This window comes from Brachyspira sp. (genome assembly GCF_029258575.1).
Lineage (GTDB): Bacteria > Spirochaetota > Brachyspiria > Brachyspirales > Brachyspiraceae > Brachyspira.
Genome location: NZ_JARHYI010000117.1, coordinates 1 through 22,110, shown reverse-complemented (window position 1 = coordinate 22,110; position 22,110 = coordinate 1). Strand labels below are relative to the sequence as shown.

At 25.3% G+C, this 22,110-nt stretch carries 22 protein-coding genes; 12 read left to right on the top strand and 10 right to left on the bottom strand.

Annotated features, from left to right (window positions below; all coding sequences use genetic code 11):
- Window positions 1-54 precede the first annotated feature (54 nt).
- From ftsA to Q1J76_RS08870, 3 genes are all read left to right on the top strand, one after another.
- Complete coding sequence (ftsA, locus tag Q1J76_RS08880; RefSeq protein ID WP_300369728.1) at window positions 55-1,302, top strand: cell division protein FtsA; 1,248 nt, start codon at window positions 55-57, stop codon at window positions 1,300-1,302.
- A 71-nt stretch (window positions 1,303-1,373) separates the two neighbouring features.
- Window positions 1,374-1,637, top strand: coding sequence for a hypothetical protein (locus Q1J76_RS08875; RefSeq protein WP_300369727.1), 264 nt, complete (start codon window positions 1,374-1,376; stop codon window positions 1,635-1,637).
- A gap of 66 nt (window positions 1,638-1,703) precedes the next feature.
- Window positions 1,704-2,219 carry a DUF1877 family protein gene (locus Q1J76_RS08870; protein WP_300369726.1) on the top strand — a complete coding sequence of 172 codons (516 nt, stop codon included), beginning with the start codon at window positions 1,704-1,706 and terminating at the stop codon, window positions 2,217-2,219.
- Between the two features lie 223 nt (window positions 2,220-2,442).
- Here Q1J76_RS08870 and Q1J76_RS12530 read toward each other — a convergent pair whose 3' ends face one another.
- The 3 genes from Q1J76_RS12530 to Q1J76_RS08860 form a co-directional block, all read right to left on the bottom strand.
- On the bottom strand, window positions 2,443-2,547 hold the full coding sequence (locus Q1J76_RS12530) for a hypothetical protein (RefSeq protein ID WP_367182117.1): 105 nt from the start codon (window positions 2,545-2,547) through the stop codon (window positions 2,443-2,445).
- An 83-nt stretch (window positions 2,548-2,630) separates the two neighbouring features.
- On the bottom strand, window positions 2,631-3,758 hold the full coding sequence (gene dnaN / locus Q1J76_RS08865; RefSeq protein WP_300369725.1) for a DNA polymerase III subunit beta: 1,128 nt from the start codon (window positions 3,756-3,758) through the stop codon (window positions 2,631-2,633).
- Between the two features lie 135 nt (window positions 3,759-3,893).
- Window positions 3,894-4,463 carry an ankyrin repeat domain-containing protein gene (locus Q1J76_RS08860; RefSeq protein ID WP_300369724.1) on the bottom strand — a complete coding sequence of 190 codons (570 nt, stop codon included), beginning with the start codon at window positions 4,461-4,463 and terminating at the stop codon, window positions 3,894-3,896.
- A gap of 172 nt (window positions 4,464-4,635) precedes the next feature.
- On the opposite strand from Q1J76_RS08860, the gene Q1J76_RS08855 reads away from it, so the two are divergent.
- Window positions 4,636-4,935, top strand: coding sequence for a Trp family transcriptional regulator (locus Q1J76_RS08855; protein ID WP_300369723.1), 300 nt, complete (start codon window positions 4,636-4,638; stop codon window positions 4,933-4,935).
- On the opposite strand, the gene hemW is transcribed toward Q1J76_RS08855, so the two are convergent.
- From hemW to lpxC, 4 genes are all read right to left on the bottom strand, one after another.
- Window positions 4,927-6,057, bottom strand: coding sequence for a radical SAM family heme chaperone HemW (gene hemW / locus Q1J76_RS08850; protein ID WP_300369722.1), 1,131 nt, complete (start codon window positions 6,055-6,057; stop codon window positions 4,927-4,929). The genes Q1J76_RS08855 and hemW overlap by 9 nt on opposite strands.
- 6 nt (window positions 6,058-6,063) lie before the next feature.
- A complete protein-coding gene (locus Q1J76_RS08845) occupies window positions 6,064-7,341 on the bottom strand; it encodes a PD-(D/E)XK nuclease family protein (protein ID WP_300369721.1) in 1,278 nt (425 codons plus the stop codon).
- Window positions 7,342-7,404: 63 nt separating this feature from the next.
- A complete protein-coding gene (locus Q1J76_RS08840) occupies window positions 7,405-8,259 on the bottom strand; it encodes a sigma-70 family RNA polymerase sigma factor (protein WP_300369720.1) in 855 nt (284 codons plus the stop codon).
- A 52-nt stretch (window positions 8,260-8,311) separates the two neighbouring features.
- Window positions 8,312-9,604: a UDP-3-O-acyl-N-acetylglucosamine deacetylase gene (gene lpxC / locus Q1J76_RS08835; RefSeq protein WP_300369719.1), complete on the bottom strand. Its 1,293-nt coding sequence runs from the start codon at window positions 9,602-9,604 to the stop codon at window positions 8,312-8,314.
- Window positions 9,605-9,848: 244 nt separating this feature from the next.
- On the opposite strand from lpxC, the gene glyS reads away from it, so the two are divergent.
- Complete coding sequence (gene glyS, locus Q1J76_RS08830) at window positions 9,849-11,942, top strand: glycine--tRNA ligase subunit beta (protein ID WP_300369718.1); 2,094 nt, start codon at window positions 9,849-9,851, stop codon at window positions 11,940-11,942.
- A 305-nt stretch (window positions 11,943-12,247) separates the two neighbouring features.
- Here glyS and thiD read toward each other — a convergent pair whose 3' ends face one another.
- Window positions 12,248-13,057, bottom strand: coding sequence for a bifunctional hydroxymethylpyrimidine kinase/phosphomethylpyrimidine kinase (gene thiD, locus Q1J76_RS08825; protein WP_300369717.1), 810 nt, complete (start codon window positions 13,055-13,057; stop codon window positions 12,248-12,250).
- A 20-nt stretch (window positions 13,058-13,077) separates the two neighbouring features.
- Window positions 13,078-13,785, bottom strand: a complete 708-nt coding sequence (locus Q1J76_RS08820; RefSeq protein ID WP_300369716.1) for an ANTAR domain-containing protein — start codon at window positions 13,783-13,785, stop codon at window positions 13,078-13,080.
- A 201-nt stretch (window positions 13,786-13,986) separates the two neighbouring features.
- Here Q1J76_RS08820 and Q1J76_RS08815 point away from each other — a divergent pair, with 201 nt between their 5' ends.
- The 7 genes from Q1J76_RS08815 to Q1J76_RS08785 all read left to right on the top strand — a co-directional run bounded on the left by Q1J76_RS08815 (window position 13,987) and on the right by Q1J76_RS08785 (window position 21,487).
- Window positions 13,987-15,369, top strand: coding sequence for an alpha-amylase family glycosyl hydrolase (locus Q1J76_RS08815; RefSeq protein WP_300369715.1), 1,383 nt, complete (start codon window positions 13,987-13,989; stop codon window positions 15,367-15,369).
- 38 nt (window positions 15,370-15,407) lie between these two features.
- On the top strand, window positions 15,408-17,804 hold the full coding sequence (locus Q1J76_RS08810) for a sensor histidine kinase (protein WP_300369714.1): 2,397 nt from the start codon (window positions 15,408-15,410) through the stop codon (window positions 17,802-17,804).
- 40 nt (window positions 17,805-17,844) lie between these two features.
- The gene (locus Q1J76_RS08805) at window positions 17,845-18,648 is read left to right on the top strand and encodes a TP0443 family flagellar-associated protein (protein WP_300369713.1); all 804 of its coding nucleotides are present in this window, start codon (window positions 17,845-17,847) and stop codon (window positions 18,646-18,648) included.
- 46 nt (window positions 18,649-18,694) lie between these two features.
- On the top strand, window positions 18,695-19,765 hold the full coding sequence (locus Q1J76_RS08800) for a DUF3810 domain-containing protein (protein WP_300369712.1): 1,071 nt from the start codon (window positions 18,695-18,697) through the stop codon (window positions 19,763-19,765).
- A gap of 55 nt (window positions 19,766-19,820) precedes the next feature.
- Window positions 19,821-19,997, top strand: a complete 177-nt coding sequence (locus tag Q1J76_RS08795; protein ID WP_300369711.1) for a hypothetical protein — start codon at window positions 19,821-19,823, stop codon at window positions 19,995-19,997.
- A 387-nt stretch (window positions 19,998-20,384) separates the two neighbouring features.
- Window positions 20,385-20,912, top strand: coding sequence for an STM3941 family protein (locus Q1J76_RS08790; RefSeq protein ID WP_300369710.1), 528 nt, complete (start codon window positions 20,385-20,387; stop codon window positions 20,910-20,912).
- Window positions 20,909-21,487 (top strand): hypothetical protein, encoded by a 579-nt coding sequence (locus tag Q1J76_RS08785; protein ID WP_300369709.1) that lies wholly within the window; start codon window positions 20,909-20,911, stop codon window positions 21,485-21,487. Before Q1J76_RS08790 ends, Q1J76_RS08785 begins: the two co-directional genes overlap by 4 nt.
- A gap of 37 nt (window positions 21,488-21,524) precedes the next feature.
- On the opposite strand, the gene Q1J76_RS08780 is transcribed toward Q1J76_RS08785, so the two are convergent.
- On the bottom strand, window positions 21,525-21,998 hold the full coding sequence (locus tag Q1J76_RS08780; RefSeq protein ID WP_300369708.1) for a hypothetical protein: 474 nt from the start codon (window positions 21,996-21,998) through the stop codon (window positions 21,525-21,527).
- Window positions 21,999-22,110 lie beyond the last annotated feature (112 nt).

The window sequence follows — 22,110 nt, the reverse complement described above, 5'->3', positions numbered from 1 at the left end:
TACTTTAATTTTTTCCGAGAATATTAACATAATATTATTATTTAGGAGTTTACCTTGAAAGAGCCAATTTTAGCAGGATTAGATGTTGGAAGTGCATCAATAAAAACTGTAATAGCCCGAGTTAATAATGATAAATTAGATGTTATAGGTATAGGCGAAAGTGAAAGTGAGGGCATTAAAAAAGGTGTAATTATCAATATAGATGCTGCTGCTAATGCTATAGAAAAATCTATAAATGAAGCTGAACATATGGCTGGATTGCAGGCTCCTGATATAATTGCAGCTATAGGCGGAGATCATATAAAAGGATTAAACAGTAAAGGTGTAATAGGAGTTAATACTAAAGATAAAGAAGTTACACCTGTTGAGATAGAAAGAGTATTAGAAAGTGCGAAAAATATATTAATACCTGCTGACAGAGAAATAATAGAAGCTATAGAACAAGAATATTCTTTAGACGGACAAGATGAAATAAAAAATCCTATAGGAATGTCTGGAACTAGACTTGAAACTAAAGTGCATATAATAACAGGGCTTAAACATGTAAGTGAACATTTAAAAAAGACTTTGAATAAAATGCGTTTTTCTGGAAAGGATTTTATAGTTAATATAAGAGGAAGTTCTGAAGCATGCCTTACAGAAGATGAAAAAGAATTAGGAGTTGTTGTATTTGATATAGGACATTCAACTACTTCAATTATGGTATATTTAGAAGGTTCAGTTTGGCATACTGCTGTTATACCTGTGGGAAGCCAGCATATAACTAATGATATAGCCGAAGGTCTTAGAATAACCATACCGTCTGCTGAAAAATTAAAAAGAGATCATGGATTTGCTTTCATAGATATGGTAGGAGAAAAAGAAATCATAGAAGTACCTACTGCAAGCGGACAAATGCGTACAATACCTAAAAGAGTATTGACAGAAATAATACAGCCTAGAGTAGAAGAAATATTCAGCTTATGCGGAAAAGAATTAAGCAAAATGAAATATATTGATTCACTTTCTGCAGGAATGGTATTTACTGGAGGAGGTGCTTTACTTCCGGGATTAGTTGAGCTTGCTAAAGCTTATCAAACGGCTGTTAAGGGTACTGCTCCTATTACCGCAAGAATCGGTGTGCCTGACAAAATAGAAGGTATCAGAGATATAGCAAATAATCCTGCTTATTCTGCTGTTATAGGTATACTTATGATGAGTTTAGATGAAGCTACTCAGGTAAATATACCTCATAAAAAACAGAATGAGAAAAGTAAGTTTAAATTTAATTTTAAAAATCCTTTCTCTGAATTTTTTAGATAAAATACAAATAATTCAATTGATTTTTATACCTTTATATGTAATAATGAAACAAAATATAAAGGTATATAAATATGAATCAAGAACCAGATAAAGATGATATTCTTGCCATAACCATGCAGCTTATACTTGCAAGAGTAGTTATGATTAGTAATATAGTAGCATCTATAACTCTAATAGTAACTAATGATGGTATTAAAAGATATTATTTTGTAGCTACTTTAATCTTTGCTTTATTTTTAGTTATATATTTCCTTAAATCTATAAAAATAAAAATGTCTTTGATATACAGTATATTTTTAGGAATAATAATATTTGCAGCTAATACTTTTCTATAAAATATGATTTTGACAAAAATATTATTTTTAGAATAATTAAATTATAAATTACTATGGAGTTATCTTATGGGCTGTTTAGGTATGTTTTTTGCTTTAAGCGATAAAGATTTAAATAAATTATTAAAAACTTCAAGACTTGAAAGACCCGATTTTGTTACTGAATATTTAGAAGAAATTTACTTTGAAAAGCATACAAAATATGTTTATGAACTAGATAAATCTTGGGACACTATGCATAGATGTCTTTCTAATGACGGACTTTTAGTATTTGGTGATGATAATTATCCTTTAGGATCTATTATAATGGGAGGCGATGTTTTATACGGAAACGGAGATGATGAGGAAGATTATATTATCACTTTAAAAAAAGAAAATATGGTTAAAGATATAGCTAAAAAAATAGAAACTATAACAAAAGAAAAGTTCAAAGAAAAATATTTTAAAATAGATGAAAAAGATTATGAATATACTTTAAATGATGAAGATTTTGAATATACTTGGGATTATTTTTATAGAAGTATAGAGTTTTGGACAAATGCTTCTCAATCAAACAGATCTGTTATATTTACAGTTGATCAATGATAAACTATTTAATCTTTATAATATTTATTCTTTAAATGCTTTGCTATAATGAATGATGATATTTATAAATTAAGCGATTTGAAATATAAAGGCTATGATATACGAAAAGAAAAATCAAATATAATAGGTTTTCTATAATTATAATTTATTTTTAGAAGATAATGATTTTGATACGAATAATTTATACAAACATTCGATAGAAATGAAAATACATAATTAACAATTAATGATGCAAAACAAAATCAAAAATATAAAGTATTATATCAGCATTTCCGTTTGATACAGCATACATTAAAGGAGTTCTGTATTGATAGTCAGAAGAATTTATATCTGCACCATCTTAAAATTATCAAAATATTTTATAACAGACAATAAAATTATAATTGATATTATAAGAAGTTTATATATTAATTACTCCTCACCTATACTCATAGGCATGATAATATAATAATAATCCTCTCTTTCTATCTCTTTTACCATAGTAGGGCTTGAATCTTTATTAACCATGAAAGTAACTATCTCAGAATCAATCTGCTTAATAACATCTTGAATATAAGTATAATTGTAGGCTACAGAATGCTCCTCGCCTGAATATTTTATATCTATCTCCTCTAAAGATTCTCCCATCTCTTGGTTAATACCTTTTACTTTAAGAGATTCTTCCGATACTGTTAATATCATTCTTTTTGAACGAACATCATTAATCATAGGAACAATTCTTCTTATAGCATCAAGCAAATCATTTTTATTCACTCTGAAACTATAAGCAAATTCTTTAGGTATAACCTGTCTGAAATTAGGATATTTTCCTTCTATAAGGCTTGATACAAAATCATATTTACCAACTTGGAAATAAACCTGCTGACCATCTACTCCCATTTTTACCTGCTCAACCTCATCATAATTAGCAGTAACGAGTATTTCATTTAATACTTTAGGCTCTATTATTATTGAGAAAGATCCGTTTTCAACACCCTCAAATTCTCTTTCAATTACAGCCATTCTTCTTCCGTCAGTGGCAACAGCAAGGAATTTAGAATCAGTTTTTTCAAAGCATATACCTCTTAAAGCAGGCTTGAAAGGTTCTTTAGCTATAGAAGAAATAGTTTTATTAATCATAGTAACTAATTCTTTAGTAGGAAGCATTATATAGCTAATATCTCCATTACTTTCAGGATAAACAGGAAAATCATCTGTTTTCATTCCAATAATTAAGTGTTTAGTTTTTCCATTTTCAGATTCTATATTTATTTTTTCATTCTCTTCAACATTAATTGTAATAAGTCCGTCTGGCATCTCTTTTAATATAGAACTTATCTTTTTAGCATATACTGCAACAGCACCCTCACCCTCGCAATCATCAAGTATTATTCTGCTTCTAGCCCAAACAGAACCATCAGTAGCTGTTAATGTAAGCATATTTCCAGCAAGATGAAAAAGTACATTGCTTTCTATATTATAAATTACTTTACCCTCAACAACATTCTCAGTAACGCCAATAGATTTTACTATATCTTTTTTTAAACATCTAAATCTCATCGCTTCCTCTTTTTTATTAATTTATTTTATTAATTTCTATTAACTATAATTGATGTTCAATTTTAACATTAAAAAATATTTTTTACAATATATTTTATACAATAAACTCATCATCAAAAAATCATTATTATTTTATTATAAATTAGATAAATATTCATATATCTCCTCATGCCCCTCATACTGGGCTATATCTATAGGAGTAAGAGAATAATTATCTTTTATATAATCTTTAGCCCCAAGTTCTATAAGAGCAACAACTGCATTATATTTATTATAATAAACCGCCCAATGCAAAGCAGTTCTTCCATTATTATCTACCTCATCTATCTGACCGCCATACTCTACTATATCATTTATTATTTCAACATCACCATAAAATACAGCATACATTAAAAGAGTTTTACTGCTGCTATCTCTAATTTTATAATCTATACTTTTTCTATTATCTCTTATAAGTTTCTTTATATCATTAATAGTTAATTTTCCATTTTCATTAAGTAATGCTTTCATCACTATAGTAAGCCCTGAAGAATCAACTTCATTTATATTCTTTAATGATGACGATGAAAAGTTTCTATTATAAAAATGTATGAATAATGCAAAAAAAATAAATACTACAAAAAGTATTAGAAATATATTATTATTGCTTTTTTCTTTTGTTGAAATCTTCTTAATTACCTTTGAATTTTTATTACTCTTTTTCATAAAATGACCTTATATAAAAACATTAATACTCATTCATTTGTAATATATAAAACATTATTATATATAATAATAAGAAATTTACTTGAAAAAATTAATATTTATTCTATACTTAATATAGTAGTATTCTAAATAGTAATAATTTTATAGCAATAATTTTTAAGGAGAAAAAAAGATGGAACTATTAGCACATATTCTAGCAACTGAAACTAATGAAGAGTTTATTAAGAAACTTTTAATGGAGCTCTTTACTAAAGATGAACAGGATATGATACAGCAAAGACTAAGGATAGTCACCTTATTGAGGAAGAAGATGCCACAATATGAAATAGCAAAACATTTAAATGCAAGTCTTTGTTCAATAACAAGAGGAGCAAAAGAATTAAAAAAAGAAGACAGTGCCTTAGCAATAATAGTTGATAAATATCTTATAAGCAATAAAAACTTTCAAGAATCTTTAAATAAATCAAAATAAAAGTATACTAATCTCATCAGCATAATCAAAATAGGACTTTTTTATAGATAAATAATCATTAGATATATTAAAATACTCTTTATTATCATTAATAATTTTACAATACTTATCATAAAACACTTCATTAAAACAATTATTATATTTATGGATATCTATTCCTTTTACTGTTCTTAGTGAAAGGAATATAAATTCTTTCTTTCTATCATCAATATTCAAATATTCATTTTCTTTTATAGGCAGAATATTTTTATCAATATAATCAAAATAATCTTTAAGAATTTTTATATTGCTGTATCTGTTGTCGTTATAGCATCCTGAAGCAGAAACTCCAATACCTATATAATCCTTCAAAAGCCAATAATGACTATTATGAATAGAATTATAATTTTCAATAGAATAATTTGAAATTTCATATCTTTTAAATCCAAGCCCCTCCAATGTATCAGATGCCTTTTTATAATATATTACAGACTTTTCATCATCTGGCAAAAAAACATTCCATTTACTTTTTAATGATTCAGTCAATTCCAAATAATAAAGTGAAAAATGTTTAGTTTTAGGAAGTAAATCAAATGAAAATAATATATCATCTTTTATTTGATTTTCACTATTCAAAGGAAGACCGCATATAAAATCAAGAGATATATTTTCCAAAGATGATTTATTTATAAGCTTAAGTGCTTCAATAATATCTTTTTTGTCCGTATGCCTATTTATAATAGCCAAACTCTTTTCATTGAATGTCTGAATTCCCAAAGAAAGCCTTATATTATCTATGCTTTCCAAAAAATTTATATACTCTTCATTAATATTATTGATATTTGATTCTATTGTTATTTCTTTAATTAGCTCTTTATTTTTATTATGAGAATATACAATATACAAAACATTATCTAATAAATACTTTAATAAATGAACATTCAATACAGAGGGAGTACCCCCTCCTAAATATATTGTTTCTATATATGATTTATAATTTACTATTCTTAATTTTAATTCTGATATCAATGCTTCTATATATTTTCTATATATTTCCCTATCGTTCATATTAACAATAGAATAAAAATTACAGTAACTGCATTTATAAGTGCAAAAAGGGATATGTATATAAAGCCCAGACATAGTATATTATAAATTTTGTTCTTTCAAGTAATTATAAAGTTTTATTATGATATATCCTATCTCTTGATAATTATCATCTTTAGTGATATAGAAATAATAAACATATAAATAATCATCAGGTTCAGGATCATTCTTTCCCTCTCTAAGTTCATATTTTCCAAATATATTTTTTATTTCTTCTTTGATTTTTTCTTCATTTAATTTACTTATAATATTACTGCTATTTGAAAATATGGTAAGATAACAGGTATTTTTGTTTATAAATAATTTAATTGTGAGATTATTATTTATATTAATAATAATAGGAGTTGAATTTGCATCTGCATTACTTATAATATTTCCTTTAAATATTTCTTCATTTAAGTATCTGCAATTTTCATTTTCTAAACCATTATCTCTTAAATATTTAATAGTATTATTAATAATTTCTATTTGATCTTTTATAGGACTTAATTCTATTTTTCTTGATTTAATTAAATAAGCAGCATCTAAAAATAATTTAGAACATTCTTCAATATCATCTATTTTACTTAATGATTCATAAATATTATTATCATTAAATAACTTTTCTATTACAGTATTTTTTTCCATATTGTTCTCCTGTACTCTATTATTACTTATATTTTTTTGATTATCTCTTATTTGAATTAAAGCGGAATAAACGGATACATAATTATCACTTTTTATACATGAATATTCATTTAAACATTTATCTATAAAGTCAGCTATATCTTTATAAGATAAATAACAAATTCTATTATCTTTTTCTAATTTACATTTTAAATCTTCATTTAATGAATATGCTTCATTACCATATTTAGTTAAAAATATAATAAATAATTTCTCTTCATCAATATACTGAAGTCTTTCGTTATAATAATCTTGCAATTGATTTTTTAATTCATTTGCATTAATCTTATTTTCTAAAATGATTTCAAAATCATTATTATGTATAAGCAAATCAATTCTTCTTCCATTTTTTGATATTACTTCAGTATCAACATTTATATTATTATCTATATTAATATCATTATGATTTAATTTATCTTTAATAATATAATTAGAAAAGTATTTTGCAAAATTAATTTCCTTATCATCAATAATAAAATCAATTTTAAGCATCTCATCTAATAATTTTGTATTATAAACTTCATTATTGGAACATAATTCTATAATATTGAATTTAGGTATTCTTCTTTTTTTTTCTTCTTTTAAGCTATTAATTATATTATCTTTTTCTTTCAAAAATTTATTAAGTATATCCAAAAGTTGTGCATCTTTCAAAATGATATTCCTCCATAACAATTTTATAAAAATACTTAATTAAAGAAAAATAAATAAATAATTTTACTTTAAGAAATCTTTTAAAGAACTATATTTCTGAGAATGCATTTTTCTCAATGCTTTTTTCTCAATCTGTCTTATTCTCTCTTTGGTGAAAGAAAACATTTCCCCTACTTCTTTAAGAGTTTTTCTATCCTGATCTATACCATATCTTGCATTTATGATTTGCTTTTCTATATCCGATAAGCCCTCAATAGCTGTTTTTAATTCTTCCATAAGCTCTTTATTTATAGCAGTCTCTTCAACATTTACAGAAGTTTTATCTTCTATAATATCTATAAGCCTATCTTTCATACCGTCATAATTATATTCACCCTCAAGTGAAATATGCTCAGTACTCATAGACATAATATGAAGAATATCATTAGGATCTTTATTTAATATAGTAGCAAGTTCATTAACATCAGGAGTATAACCGCTTTTATAATAATATTGATGTACAGCTCTTTCCAAATCAACCAAGTCCATAGCCTTATTCAAAGGAAGTCTTATAAGTCTTGATTTTTCATTAATAGCTCTTAAAATACTCTGCCTTATCCAATATACTGCATAAGATATAAAATGGTAGCCTTTATCAGGATCGAATCTGTCAGCTGCTATTATAAGCCCTAAATTTCCTTCACTTATTAAATCTTCAAGTAAAAGTCCGCTATTTTTATACTGTTTTGCTATTGTAATTACGAATCTCAAATTACTTCTAATAAGTTTGGATCTTGCTTCTGCATCTCCCTCTTTTAATCTTTTAGTTAATTCTATTTCCTCTTCTCTAGTTAAAAGATTTTCTTTTTTAGCATCAGCAAAATATAATGATATATTATTCTGTTCTTCCGTATTTGTTCTTGGTCTGCTTTCTGACATATATTCTACTCTTCAAATTAGTTTTTAATCATACAGTTTTTCAAATAAAGCTCTATAAATATCTATTTGCAAGATCATGAACAACTGAATGATTAAAAGAATGCGAAGATTTATTAGCAACTATTTTTCCTCTTATAGGTCTGGCTAATATATATAAATCGCCAATTATATCCAAGATTTTATGTCTTACAAACTCATTATCAAAATGTAATTTAGTATTTATAACCTTTCCATCACAAAGAAGTATATGACTTCCTATCATACCGCTTCCTGCCATACCCATTTTCTGAGCATAATCTATATTATCTATAGTATTAAATGATCTAGCTCTTCCAACTTCTTCAGTGAATTGATTAAAATCTTCAAATTTATAAGTATATTCCTGAACGCCTATACTTCCAGCAAAATCTATACGAAGACTAACTTCAAGTCCGTCATAAGGTGAAAGTATTATATAAGTATCATTATCATTAACATTTCCGTAAGTTAATGTATCATCTATAACTATAGGTTCTATATAATCATTCTGCTCAACAAATCCAGCCTCTTTCAATGCATCACAAAATACTAAAGCAGAGCCATCAACATTAGGAACTTCTCCATCGCATTTTACTATTAAATTGGTTATTCCCATCATATGAAGAGCAGCCAAAAAATGCTCTGTTGTTTTTATGTATCTGTTTCCTGATATTAATGCTGTAGAATTAACAGCTCCTGATTTATCTTTGGAAAGTATATTATCATGTGAAAGTTTTATACGAGTATTTGTATTAATATCTATAAAAACTATTCCTGTATTAACTTCAGCAGGAACTAAGGTCAAAGCAGTTTTTCTGCCTTCCATCAAAGCGAATCCGCTTACTACAATACTTTTAGCTAAAGTTCTCTGCTTAATTTTATATTTTCCATTATGTTTTATATTCTGACATTCTTTATTATCATATTCAATACTATCATTTTCATTTTTATGTTCTTTGAATACTTCATCACAACTTAAGAGAAGTTTAGATATACTAATAGGCTTCTCCAAAAAGTCATAAGCTCCCATTTTAGTAGCTCTTACTGCAGTTTCTACTCCTGCATGTCCGCTCATCATAATTACATTTGTAGAAGGATATTTTTCTTTTATATATGATAAAATATCTAATCCATCAGTGTCTGGAAGCCATACATCTAAAAAAACCAAATTTATTTTTTTTTTATTAAAAATGTATTCTGCTTCTTTATAATTTTTTGCTATCACTACATCATAGCCTTCACTTTCTAATATATTCTGACAGGTAATAAGTATATCTTCTTCATCATCTATGATTAGTATATTTTGTTTAGTTGTTACTGTTTGCATATTACAAAATCTTCCGTTTATATTAATATTATTATATTAATTATATAAAATAAATATCTAAATTATATATTATCGTCAAATAATAATTATTTTTACTAAATATTACATCATTTTTAAATAAAACCTTACAAATAAACAAATAGTTAACAAAATTATAGATATATATATAAAAAATATTGTTTTTTTTATACTATAAATATACAATATAAAACATTAATATATTATTATTTTAAGGAATATTAAAGTGAAAGATTTGCTTATTGAAATATTAGTTGAAGAAATACCAGCCGATTTTGCATACCATGCAAGTTTAAGTTTCAAAAAGATAGTAGAAAACACATTGAAAAATAACGGCGTTAATTTCAACTGTATAAATTCATATACTACTCCAAGAAGATTAGCAGTATTGGCAGAAGATGTTGAAGAAAAATCAAAAGATGAAATTATAGAATTTAGAGGACCTTTATTTGAAAGTGCAGTAAAAGATGGCGTTCCGACAAAAGCTGGAGAAGGATTTTTAAAATCTCATAATATTGATGTAAATGCTATAAAAAATATAGATGAAAATGAATCATTTGATAAACCGTATATAAAAGAAGTAAATGGAAAAAAAAATATTTTTGTAAAAAAAGAAAAAAAAGGTATAGAAACTAAAAAATTATTTGAAGAAAAATTAGAAAATATAATTGCCTCTATAGACTTTAAAAAGAAAATGAGATGGGGAAATAAAGATTTTGCATTCGTACGCCCTATTAGAAATATATTAGCATTATTCGGAAATGAAATTATAAAAACTTCAATTGCGGGAATAGAAACTAATAATAAAATAACAGGACATAGACTTCTATCTCCTGAATTTGCTGAAATAAATAATCCTAAAGATTATGAAAAAATTCTATTAGAAAAGCATGTAATTGTATCAAGAGAAAAAAGATTAGAAAATATAATTAATCAATTAGAAAATATTGAAAAAGAACATGGTTATGAAGCTGTTTCAAAGAAAAAAGTATCTGAAATAGTTGTTGATTTAACAGAAGAGCCTTATCTTCTTACTGCAGAGTTTGACTCTAAATTCTTGGAAGTACCTAAAGAAGTATTAACAAGTGAAATGATAGAACATCAGAAATATTTCCCATTATGCAAAAAGGACGGTACTTTAACTAATCTATTTATAATAACAGCAAATCAGCCTAAAACTCCTCAAATAATAGCAGGAAATATAAGAGTTTTAACAGCAAGACTTTCAGACGGAAGATTCTTATACCAAGAAGATATTAAAAAAGGTATGGATGAGATGAATGAAAGACTTGAAATACTTATGTTTAGAAAGGAATTAGGAAGTGTAGCTGATAAAGTAAAAAGGCTTGAAAAAAATTCTGAACTATTAATAAAATTATTAGGCTATGAAAAAGATAAAGAGAATATACTTAAAGCTATTAAATATATGAAATCTGATTTGGTAAGTAATATGGTTTATAATTTCCCAGAGCTTCAAGGTATAATGGGCAGTTATTTTGCCAAGTCTATGAATCTTAATGATGATATTGCTTTGGCTATCAATGAACAGTACAGACCTTTATTTGCGGCAGATGAAATACCTTCTAATGATACGGGAAAGGCTATAGCTATACTTGATAAAATGGATAATATAGCAGCAGGTTTCTATGTTGGAGATATACCTACTGGTTCTCAAGACCCTAATGCTTTGAGAAGACAGGCACTAGGTATTATAAATATACTTATAAAATCTAAAAATCATATCAATCTAAAAAAATTAATAGAAGATGCTATTAACTCTATGCCTAAAAATGCTAGAAATAACAAAAGCGAAGATTTGATAAAAGATATATTTGAATTCTTTAAATCGCGTTTTGAAAATGATATTGACTTTGCTAAAGATTCTATTGCTGGAGTTCTTTCTACTGGTATAGATGATATGTATGATGCTTACTTAAAAATAGAAGCTATTGATGCTTTCAGAAAGAAAAATGAAGAATTATTCTCAAATCTTCTTTTAGTATTCAAGAGAGTAAAAAATATTATTAAATCATCAAAAGATACCAATTTAGATGAATCTTTATTAAAAGAAGAAGCTGAAAAATCTTTATACAATATATATAAAGAAAAATCAAATGAAGTTAATAAACTTATGGAAAATAAGGAATATGAAAAGACATTTGCTTTATTGGCAAGTCTTTATGAACCATTGGATAAATTCTTTAAAGATATTATGGTTAATGTAGATGATGAAAAAATCAAAAATAATCGTATAGCCTTACTTTCTTCAGTAGATAAAATTTTCAAGAATATGCTTGATTTTTCTAGTTTGGTAAAATAAATAATGAATATTCATAATTATAAATGGGATTTTATTGATAAGATAAAGTCCCATTATTTATAATTGTAGCTTTGCCACAACCCACTGTTCTTTTATTGTTACGGTGAGAAACAAAAAGACCGAAATTTTATACATTATAAAACATATAAAAAATAAGTCATATTAAAATGGAAATTAAAAATGAATGATCAAGAATTATTTGATAATAAAGAATTAATAAATACTATTAGTAAAAAAATTAAGACAAGAATTTAGCGATTATGCTAATAATAATTGAAAATTTATAATATTCATATTGCATAAAATTATATATTTAAATGTTTCCAAGCCTCATAAAAATGATGAACAGGACCATGACCTTTACCAACACTATCTATTTTGGCTGCTTTCAAGGCATTAAATAAATATTCTTTTCCCAATTTAGATGCCTCAAGAGGAGTTTTTCCATGTGCTATATAACTGCATATAGCAGCAGAAAGAGTACAGCCTGTTCCATGGGTATTTTTTGTATCTATTCTTAAAGCGTCCAAAAACTCTTTATTATCTCTGTTCATAAATAAATCTCTTGACAATTCTCCTTCTAAATGTCCGCCCTTAAGCATAACATTTTTAGCTCCCATATCAAGTATATCATTAGCAACAGATATCATATCATCATCAGTTTTTATTTTTTTTAGAGTTAAATCTTCAGCCTCTGGTATATTAGGAGTTACAATGGTTGAAATAGGAAGTATATATTTTTTTAAACTGTCTACCGCCTCCTCCAAAAGAAGTCTATCTCCGCTTTTTGCTACCATTACAGGATCAACTATTATAGGTATATCCTTTGCATTATTTTTTAGAAACTCTGCTACTAATTTTATTATATCGCTATTAAAAAGCATTCCTATTTTAATGGCATCAGGTGTAATATCATCAAATATACATTCTAATTGTTCTTTTATAGCTTTAATATCTATCTCATAGCAGTTTCTTACTCCTTGAGTATTCTGAACAGGCAATGCAGTAAGTACGCACATTCCATAACAACCCAAAGCCGAAAATGTTTTTAAATCTGCCTGTATTCCTGCTCCTCCTGAACCGTCAAATCCTGCTATTGTTAAAGCTTTTATCATAATAAAAAATCCCCATTTAATTATTTTATTTTTTCAACATATTTATCATATATAAATTTACATATTAATTTAGAATTAAAAACAGATAAATCTTCAAATAATCCTATATATTCATTTCCAATCTTTTCTGTGATATTAATAGTGAAACTAATTTTATAAGAACTAATTGACATAGAAGCATTTTTTATAGAATCCCCTATTTCTATATCAGGCTCATTAGGAGGCATAATAAATTTTAATCCTATAGGAGACATTTCTATTATCATACCATGAAGAATCTGTCTTGCACCTTCATGTCTGAATACCAATTTGAAATTATCTAAATTATTTACAACTATATGCTTTAATTTTTTAGATTTAACTCCAGCTTTTTCTATTAAAAGCTTAAATCTATTCAAAAACTCTTTTTCATTGAAAGGCTTTAATAAAAAACCAGAAACTCCTATTCTCATCATCTTAGTAAAAAATTCTCTGCTTGGATCTTCAACATGAACTATAACATGAACATTACTGTATCTGTCATCTAAATAAATTTTTTCAAGTATATTGCACATATCTTCATCATTTTCATCGGCTTCTATAATAGCAATAGAAAACGGAAGCTTTCCAAACATACTTAAAATATTATTTTTATCCTTTACAGCAACTACCTCATATCCTGCAGTAATAAGTATACTGATAAAACTATCTCTTATCTGCATAGATGAATCATAAACTAATACTCTCATAAAACTTATACCTAATAATAATGATACACTTTTATACTCTATAATTATATAATATAAAAAATTAAAATCAATAATATATACAAATCATATAATAATATTATTGTATAATAACACATAAATATATTATATAGAATTATAAAATATAATCACAAAAATATGATAAAAAGTTGTTTTTTTTTATTATTTATATATAATTTATATATGAAAACATCTGGATATAATTTATTTCCGCCTCTCTTGGGGCATATAAAAAATTGGTACAGTCATATTGACAGAGTTAAAGAAATGGGATTTGAATGGGTATATATTAATCCAATAACATATCCCGGTTTTAGCGGAAGTTTATATGCCACCAAAAATTATTATCAATATAACCCTGCTTTTTTCAGCAGTACTGATAAAAATACCGCCGAAGAAGAATTGAAAGTTTTTCTGGAATATTGCAAAAATAAACAAATAAAAGTAATGATAGATTTAGTTATCAACCATTCATCTAAAGACTGTAATTTAGCAGAAGAACATTTTGAATGGTACAAAACAAAAGATGGTGCTTTACAATCTCCAGGAGCTTGGGATAATGGACAATGGATTGAATGGGGTGATTTAGCTATATTCAATAATAAAATGGATCCTAATGAAAAAGATGAAAATAATAATGAAGAAAAAGAAGATGAAGAAATTCAAATAAATTATGATAAAATATTAAATCCTATATGGTATTATTGGAATGATTTAATAAAACATAATCTTAATTTGGGTTTTATGGGGTTTAGATGCGATGCTGCTTATAAAGTACCTAAAGAATTATGGAAATATTTAATAGATAATGCTAAAAAAATAAATAATGAAGTAATATTCTTTGCAGAAAGCTTGGGTTGTTCTATCAAAGATACCAAAAAATTAATAGATGCTGGTTTTAATTATGTAGCAAGCAGTGCTAAATGGTGGGATTATGAGAGCGAATGGTTTTTAGAACAGTATGATCTTGCAAGAGAGAAATGCAGACAAATAGCTTTCCCTAGTAATCATGACACAAAAAGACTTATTTCTGAATATGACGGTAATATTTGGAAGGTAAAACAAACATTCCTATTTACAGCTATAGTATGCGATATGTGGATGATTACAACTGGAGATGAATACGGATTTTTCAAAAGATGCAATGTTGTAGGTGGAAATGAAATGGACTATGAAAATATAAGTTATGATCTTAGTGAATACATAAAGAACATGACTAATTATATAAAAAATAATAGTATACTTGCCAATTGCGGTAAAATAGTTTCTATAGATATAGAAGAAAAAAAGGAACTCGATAAATTAAAAAAAGAAAATAATAATGAACATAGTCATGAATATTATGAAAAAGAAAAAAAAGAAAAGAGTCCTTTTAGAAAATTTTATAAATATAGTTTAGATGAAAATGATAAACTTCTTATTATAGTTAATATAACATCTAAAATTGGGGAGTTGAACGCGGTGAAATATGGTATAAAAGAAGATATATCTTTTGAAAATAAAATAGAGAATATCAATGATACTATAGAAATATTGCCGTATCAATTAAAAATATTTACTGTTTAAAAAATACATATTGGTTAGAATTATAGGGCGTTTATTTTATGGAAGATAGAAAATCAATAGACAGTTTTTTTTCAGATTTATCTATGGGACTGCTTTTTGCAGAAAATACAAATGAAATAGACAGAGTTGTCGATTTATTTTTAGAAAAAACTTGTCAGTATTATGGGTTCGATTGCGGGGAAGTATACTTTCCAAAGGGTGATTATCTTATATTAAGGGGAGTATATGGTATAGACAGATACTATGTATGTAAAGTAGATTTTCCAATATTAGCAAATCATTGTAAAGATGTATTATATGAACAAAAAATATTTATAGGGGATAATATTAATCATACAGATATGGAAGTATTTTCTAACTATTCTTCTATGTTTATACTTCCTATATTTTTCTATGCAAATCCTATAGGCGTTGTAGTATTTAGAAATAAAGAAAATAAAATAGAGCTTTACAATTCAATAATAGAAGAAATAAAAAATGTTATAGGTCATTTTGCTGTATATGCCAATAATGTGCTTCAAAGTGTTACATATAATGAAAGAGATAAACAGTTAAAATTAGTTAGAGAATTATATTTAAAATTAAGCGATGTTGATGATTTTGAAAATAATTTAAATAATCTAGCAGCTGATATAGCAAATATTTTCACATCAAGTAAAGCATTTATTCGATTAATAGATGAAAATAATAATTTTTATACAAGATCTAGTTTTGGATTTCCAGATTATTTTGACTATTCTATATTTGAAGACAAAATATATTCTGATGAATATTGGGATAATGGTATATTTTATATAAACAATGTTGCTAAAAATAAATACTATGATAAATTCAAAGGCATTATAAACAGATCAATATTGTTTAATAGAATACCAACCAAAAAAGATTGTTTCGGATATATTGCTGTTATAGATAAGATACCAGATGCTGAAAATCCTTTAGGTGATTTTGATTTTAATGATTCTAATTTATTCAACCCTCTTCTGGCAAATATAGCAAGCAGAATGTCTGAACACTATAATATAGTGGAATTAAGCAAAGCAAATGAAAAAAATACTAAACATATGTCTCGTTTGAACACTTTATACGATATAAGCAATATTTTATTAGAACGTTCAAAAACTGAAGATATATTATTTCTGCTTCTTACTATTACAACGATAGGAGATGTATTTGCTTTTAATAGAGCTTTTGCTTTTCTTTATGATAAAGAATTCAATGTATTTAGAGGAAGAATGTGTGTTGCTCCTAAAAATTCCCAAGATGCTGGTATGATATGGAGTAATATGAAAAGTTTGGATAAATATGCTTTAAGAGAAAAATTAATGCTTTCTTTTGATAAAAGGAGTATGGAAGATTCTTGGGATTTGAATCAAAGATTTTTGAATACTGTTATACCAAATAATAAAAACTGCAAATTATTTTTTGATGTATACAACAATAAAAAAAGTATTAATATTGTTAATATAAATGATGAAGATGTATATCAGATAAAAAAGTATACTGACATATTCGGGGACTGCCCTTTTGCAATTATACCTATAATGAATGCTACAAATTGTATAGGTATGATAGTTGTTGATAATCCTTATAATGGTAAGCCTATACCTGAAGATGATTTAGATTATTTGAAGATGTTCGGAAGGCAGGCGGCTGTTGCTTTGGAATACTCTTCTCTTTATAATGAAATAGAAAAAAATAATAATGCTCTTAAAGCTGCTGAAAAAACTTTATTGGATTTAAAAAGTTTAGCTATAATAGGAGAAATGAGTTCATCAATGGCTCATAATCTTAGAAACTTTATAGTACCTATTGCTGGATTTGCTAATAGGCTTGTTAAAGTAAGTAAAGAAGAAAACATTAAAAACTATGCTCAAATAATAGCGAATGAAGTAGAAAATTTAGAAAATTATTTAAAAAGAAATTTATCATTTGCCAAAAGCATTAATTTGGAAGTTGATAATATAAAAATTGATGATATGATAAAATATCTCACTATTTTGACAAATGAATATATTAAAAAAAGCGGAAAAAATATAAAATTCTATGCTGTAAAAGTAACTAAAAAAGATATTGTAAGATGGGATTATGATAGAATGAATGAAGTAATATTCAATCTTATAATAAATGCTATAGAGGCTATCAATGATAATGAAGAAGGTTCTTTTATAAGCGTAGTATTTGATGATAATGCTTATAGAGATTCTATTATTGATATAATAGTAGAAAATACAAATTCATATATAGAACCTGAAGTAGCCGAGAAGATATTTACACCTTTTTTCACAACAAAAAGTCATGGTGTAGGAATAGGGCTTGCTATTTCAAAAAGAATAGTTGAAGCTCATAGAGGAAGCATGATTATAAAAAGTATAAATGAATATTTCAAAATAACTACTTTTTTTGTTTCTATGCCTATTAATTTAAACAATTAAAAATTATTTTCCGATAATAAATAGCGTGGAGATGTAAATTATGGCAAAAATAAGCGAAGCTGCAAAAGCCGAATGTACTAGAATGCAAAATAAATACAAGAATTTACTTGCAGGTGTAGAATCTAAATTGGTAAAAGTGGAAAAAGATCTTCTAACTTTGGAAGATGATTTTGAAATAGCAAATAAAAAGATAGAGGCTGCTGTACTTTATATTCAAGCATCATCATTTGTTGCTACTATTTGTTATATAGCAATAGAACATATAGATGTGCGTTCCGATAATCAGCTTAATGATGGAAGAAGGTATATAAATAAAGCTATTATGCTTTTGGAAGAAGTATTTGGAAATCATACTGATAATTCACTTTCATTAAATGAAGAAATGCATGAATATTTCAAAGATAAATTATCCGATGAATGGAGATATAAATTTATTTGTTCATTTGGATATATTATAGATTATTTTAAATACTGCTATGGAGAAAATTCTAAATGGCTTCAAAACTTTATAGAAATAGAAGCTAGATTTGCAGTTATAGCAAAAAATATTATAGATTTTAAAAGCTATATTAAAGAATTAAGTCCTGAAATTGAAGGATATAAATTCAGAGTAAAACTCATGGAATTAGTAAAAAAATTACTAGCTGCTGCCGCTGAACACTATAGAACTAAATACGAACTTCAGGATAAAAGATTAGATGATATGAAAATGGCTCTAAATATCATAGCTTCACTTAGAAGAATACATGTGTACTTGAATGAAATGGAAGAATCCGAAGAGAAGAAAAAAATGTATGATCTTTGGAAGAAGAAAATGGATGCTGATATCAAAAAAATGAAATAAGATTATAGCTTTACAATTTTTGCTTTTTTTGTATAATATTATTAAGATGAAAAGTAAAATCACATTAATATTATCTCTTATTTTTATTGTTTTTGTATTAAAAATCATAACTTTATCAAAAAATTTTATAGAAAATTTTTATTCTAGATCATTATATAAAAAAATATCTGGAACAATTAATAAAATATCTTCAAATTTTAGTTTTTCTATTGGGGAATTACTGTTATTTTTATTTGTGGTAGCGATCATTATTTTCTTCATAATAGCAATGAAGAAATCCTTCTTTAATGCCAACATAAATACATTAGCAAACAAAACTAAAGCAGCATTAAATTTCTTATATATATTTGTATCTTCTATGATTATTTTATATATAGTATTTATTTTGGTATGGGGATTAAATTATCATAGACTTCCTTTAATAGAAAATTATCATACTAGAGATATAAATGATAATGATATATATACATTAGCTGATACTTTAATAAAAAATATTAATAATATAAAACATGAAATGAAGTATAAAGAAATTAACACCAATTATCAGGCTTTAAATAGAATGGTAGAGGCTGAATATAATAAGGTGTTTGAAGATTTTCCTTTTTTGGAAATGAATTATTCAAGAACTAAACCTATAATGATATCAAAAATATTTCTTTATTTGCAAATAACTGGTATATACTCACCTTTTACATCTGAGGCTAATGTAAATATATTAATTCCTAGCGTTTCAATTCCATTTACTATAGGACATGAAATATCACATCAAATAGGTATTGCCTATGAAGATGAAGCTAATTTTATATCGTATGTAGCATGCTCTAAACATACAGATCCTTTCATAAGGTATTCTGCCAATTTTGAAGCATTATTATATGTATTAAATGAAGTTAAAAGAGATGAAAACTATGCTCATTTAATGTCAAATTTAAATAATGATACCAAAGAAGAAATAAAAAAATATTATGAATTTTGGCAGAACTATATGGGGCATTTATCAAGAGTAAGCCAAAAAATTAATGATACATATTTAAAAGCGAATAATCAAAAAGATGGAATTAAGAGTTATTCTAGGGTTGTTAAGCTTTTGGTATTATATCATAATATTAACTCTTAATAAAATTCAAAGTTTTACGATAATAAATAAAAGTATAATTTGTAAGGATATTTTTATGCGTTTAGATGAACCTCCATATTTTTATCAATGTAAGAGCTGCAAAAGAAAATTCACAGTAAGAAGAAAGAAACATACTATAAATTTATTGATAATAAAACTAAATAAACAAAAATGTCCGTATTGTAAAAGTTCAAGGACAAAAAATATTGATGAATTTATAAAAGCTTTATAAGTCATATAAATTAAAAATAAAATTTTTTATCTATTTAACTGCAAATTTAACAAAATTTATTTATATAATTTAAATGTTATTATTAATAGATATATATTCCTTATGTATAAAAATTATAAAACATAATAAAATTTAGGGTGGGTTTTATAATTGCAAAAATAGATAAAAAATATAAAAAAAATTTCATATAACAAAATAAAACAATAAATATAAAGGGTGGGGATTGAAATAAAGCAATAAAAAAAGTATTAATTATTTTTTATTCTTACATATACTTCTATCAAAATTTTTCATTAATTATTTTAAATCATACTATAGCAATAAATACATTATAAACTATTGAATTATTATAATACTTGATATATAAATAAATTATAGGTGTTTTTTATGAATGAAGAATTAACTAATAATGAAATACTAATTAATAATGAAAACTCTTTCCCAAAGATTGAAATATATATAAATAAAAGAAAATTATCCATGCTTACATTTATGGCTTTAATTTTTATATTAATAGCTATATTCTTATTTATCAATAGAAAAGAATATAAAGAAGAGATTATAAGTATTATTATATTAATATTTTTTACTATATATCTTTTAATTTTTATTTTGCAATGGCTAAAATCACAAAGACCTGTAATTATATTAGATGATAAATGTATAAAATATTATATGCTGTTAAAAAATAAAAATATATCTATTAAATGGACAGATATTAAAGAAATAATTTCTTCAAAAACATTTATATATATTTATCTAAAAGAAGAAAGCAGATTATTAGAAAATAAAAAAAATAATGAAGAACCTATTGTTTTATATATATCAGAATTAAAAATGAAAAGAGATACTTTAATATATCTCATCACATATTATTTTGAGAATAATAATTATGAAGGAGATTTAAAACTATGAAAGATGTACATGAATTATTTTCAGAGAGTAAATTTTCTATTAAAGTTTATATTAATAACATGAGATTTTTTGCTGTGATGATAATAGGATTAATTACTACTGTACTTTTAACTCATGTACTTTTTACCAGAGAAACTGATAGTGATATGAAAGCTGCTATTATATTTGTAGTATCTTTTTTTATGTTTGGAGTGATTATACTATCTATAATTTTGATAAGAAGTATATTTTTTAAAAAAGCTAGTTTTATACTAGATGATAAAGGAATATATTATAACAATCTTCTTGTAAAAAGTTATATATATGTACTTTGGAAAGAAATAGAAGATTTAGATATTATAGGAAGCTATCTTTTTATATATTTGAAAGATCCTCAAAGTTATTATTTAAAGAAATTCAAAGGAAGAATAATATCTGAAAATCCTCTTTATATACATCTTGGAGATTTGGATATAAGCAATAAATTCATTAATAGCATGTTTGAATTTTTTGATAATAATTATAAAGATATTGAAGATGATGAAGAAAGTAATGATGAAGATGATTATAAAAAATATTATAGAGATTATTATTGATAAAAAATAATATCATTTTTATTAATACACCTTTTTATTATCTGAAATGTCTGTTTATATCCAATTCTCTTAAAGTTCTAATCATCTGCATTTCCATCTCTATTCTAAAATTATCATTAACAGCACTATTTATAACATTATTATTTGGATTTCTTTGATATATTTGAGATTTTATAGCAGAATTATTCAAACGCATTTCATTTTCAAGCATTCTATATCTAGGTGAATATCTTCCATCTATTTCCTTTAACTTCTGTCTTTCTCTATAACTCATATATCCATTTCCAAAATAATGAAATCTTCCATTTCTATAATAGCTTTTAGTATAGCCAGGATTTGAATATCTTGGAGATGTTAAATCATTTTTGTAAGTGTAAAGAGGTATTGTAGTTTTAGTTCTTGGCGGTACAAATGGTTTCACATTACCTACTCTTGGGCTTGGAGAATAATAATATTGCGAAAAAGCTATACTTACAATACTAAAAAATACTAATAATTGTTTAAGTTCCATAGATATTGCACACTTTTAGTTTAAAAAAATCAGATATTCCTTATAATTTAAATTGCTAAAAATAAAAAAAAGGAATATCTATGAAACAATATAATACACAGCAGAAAAAAAA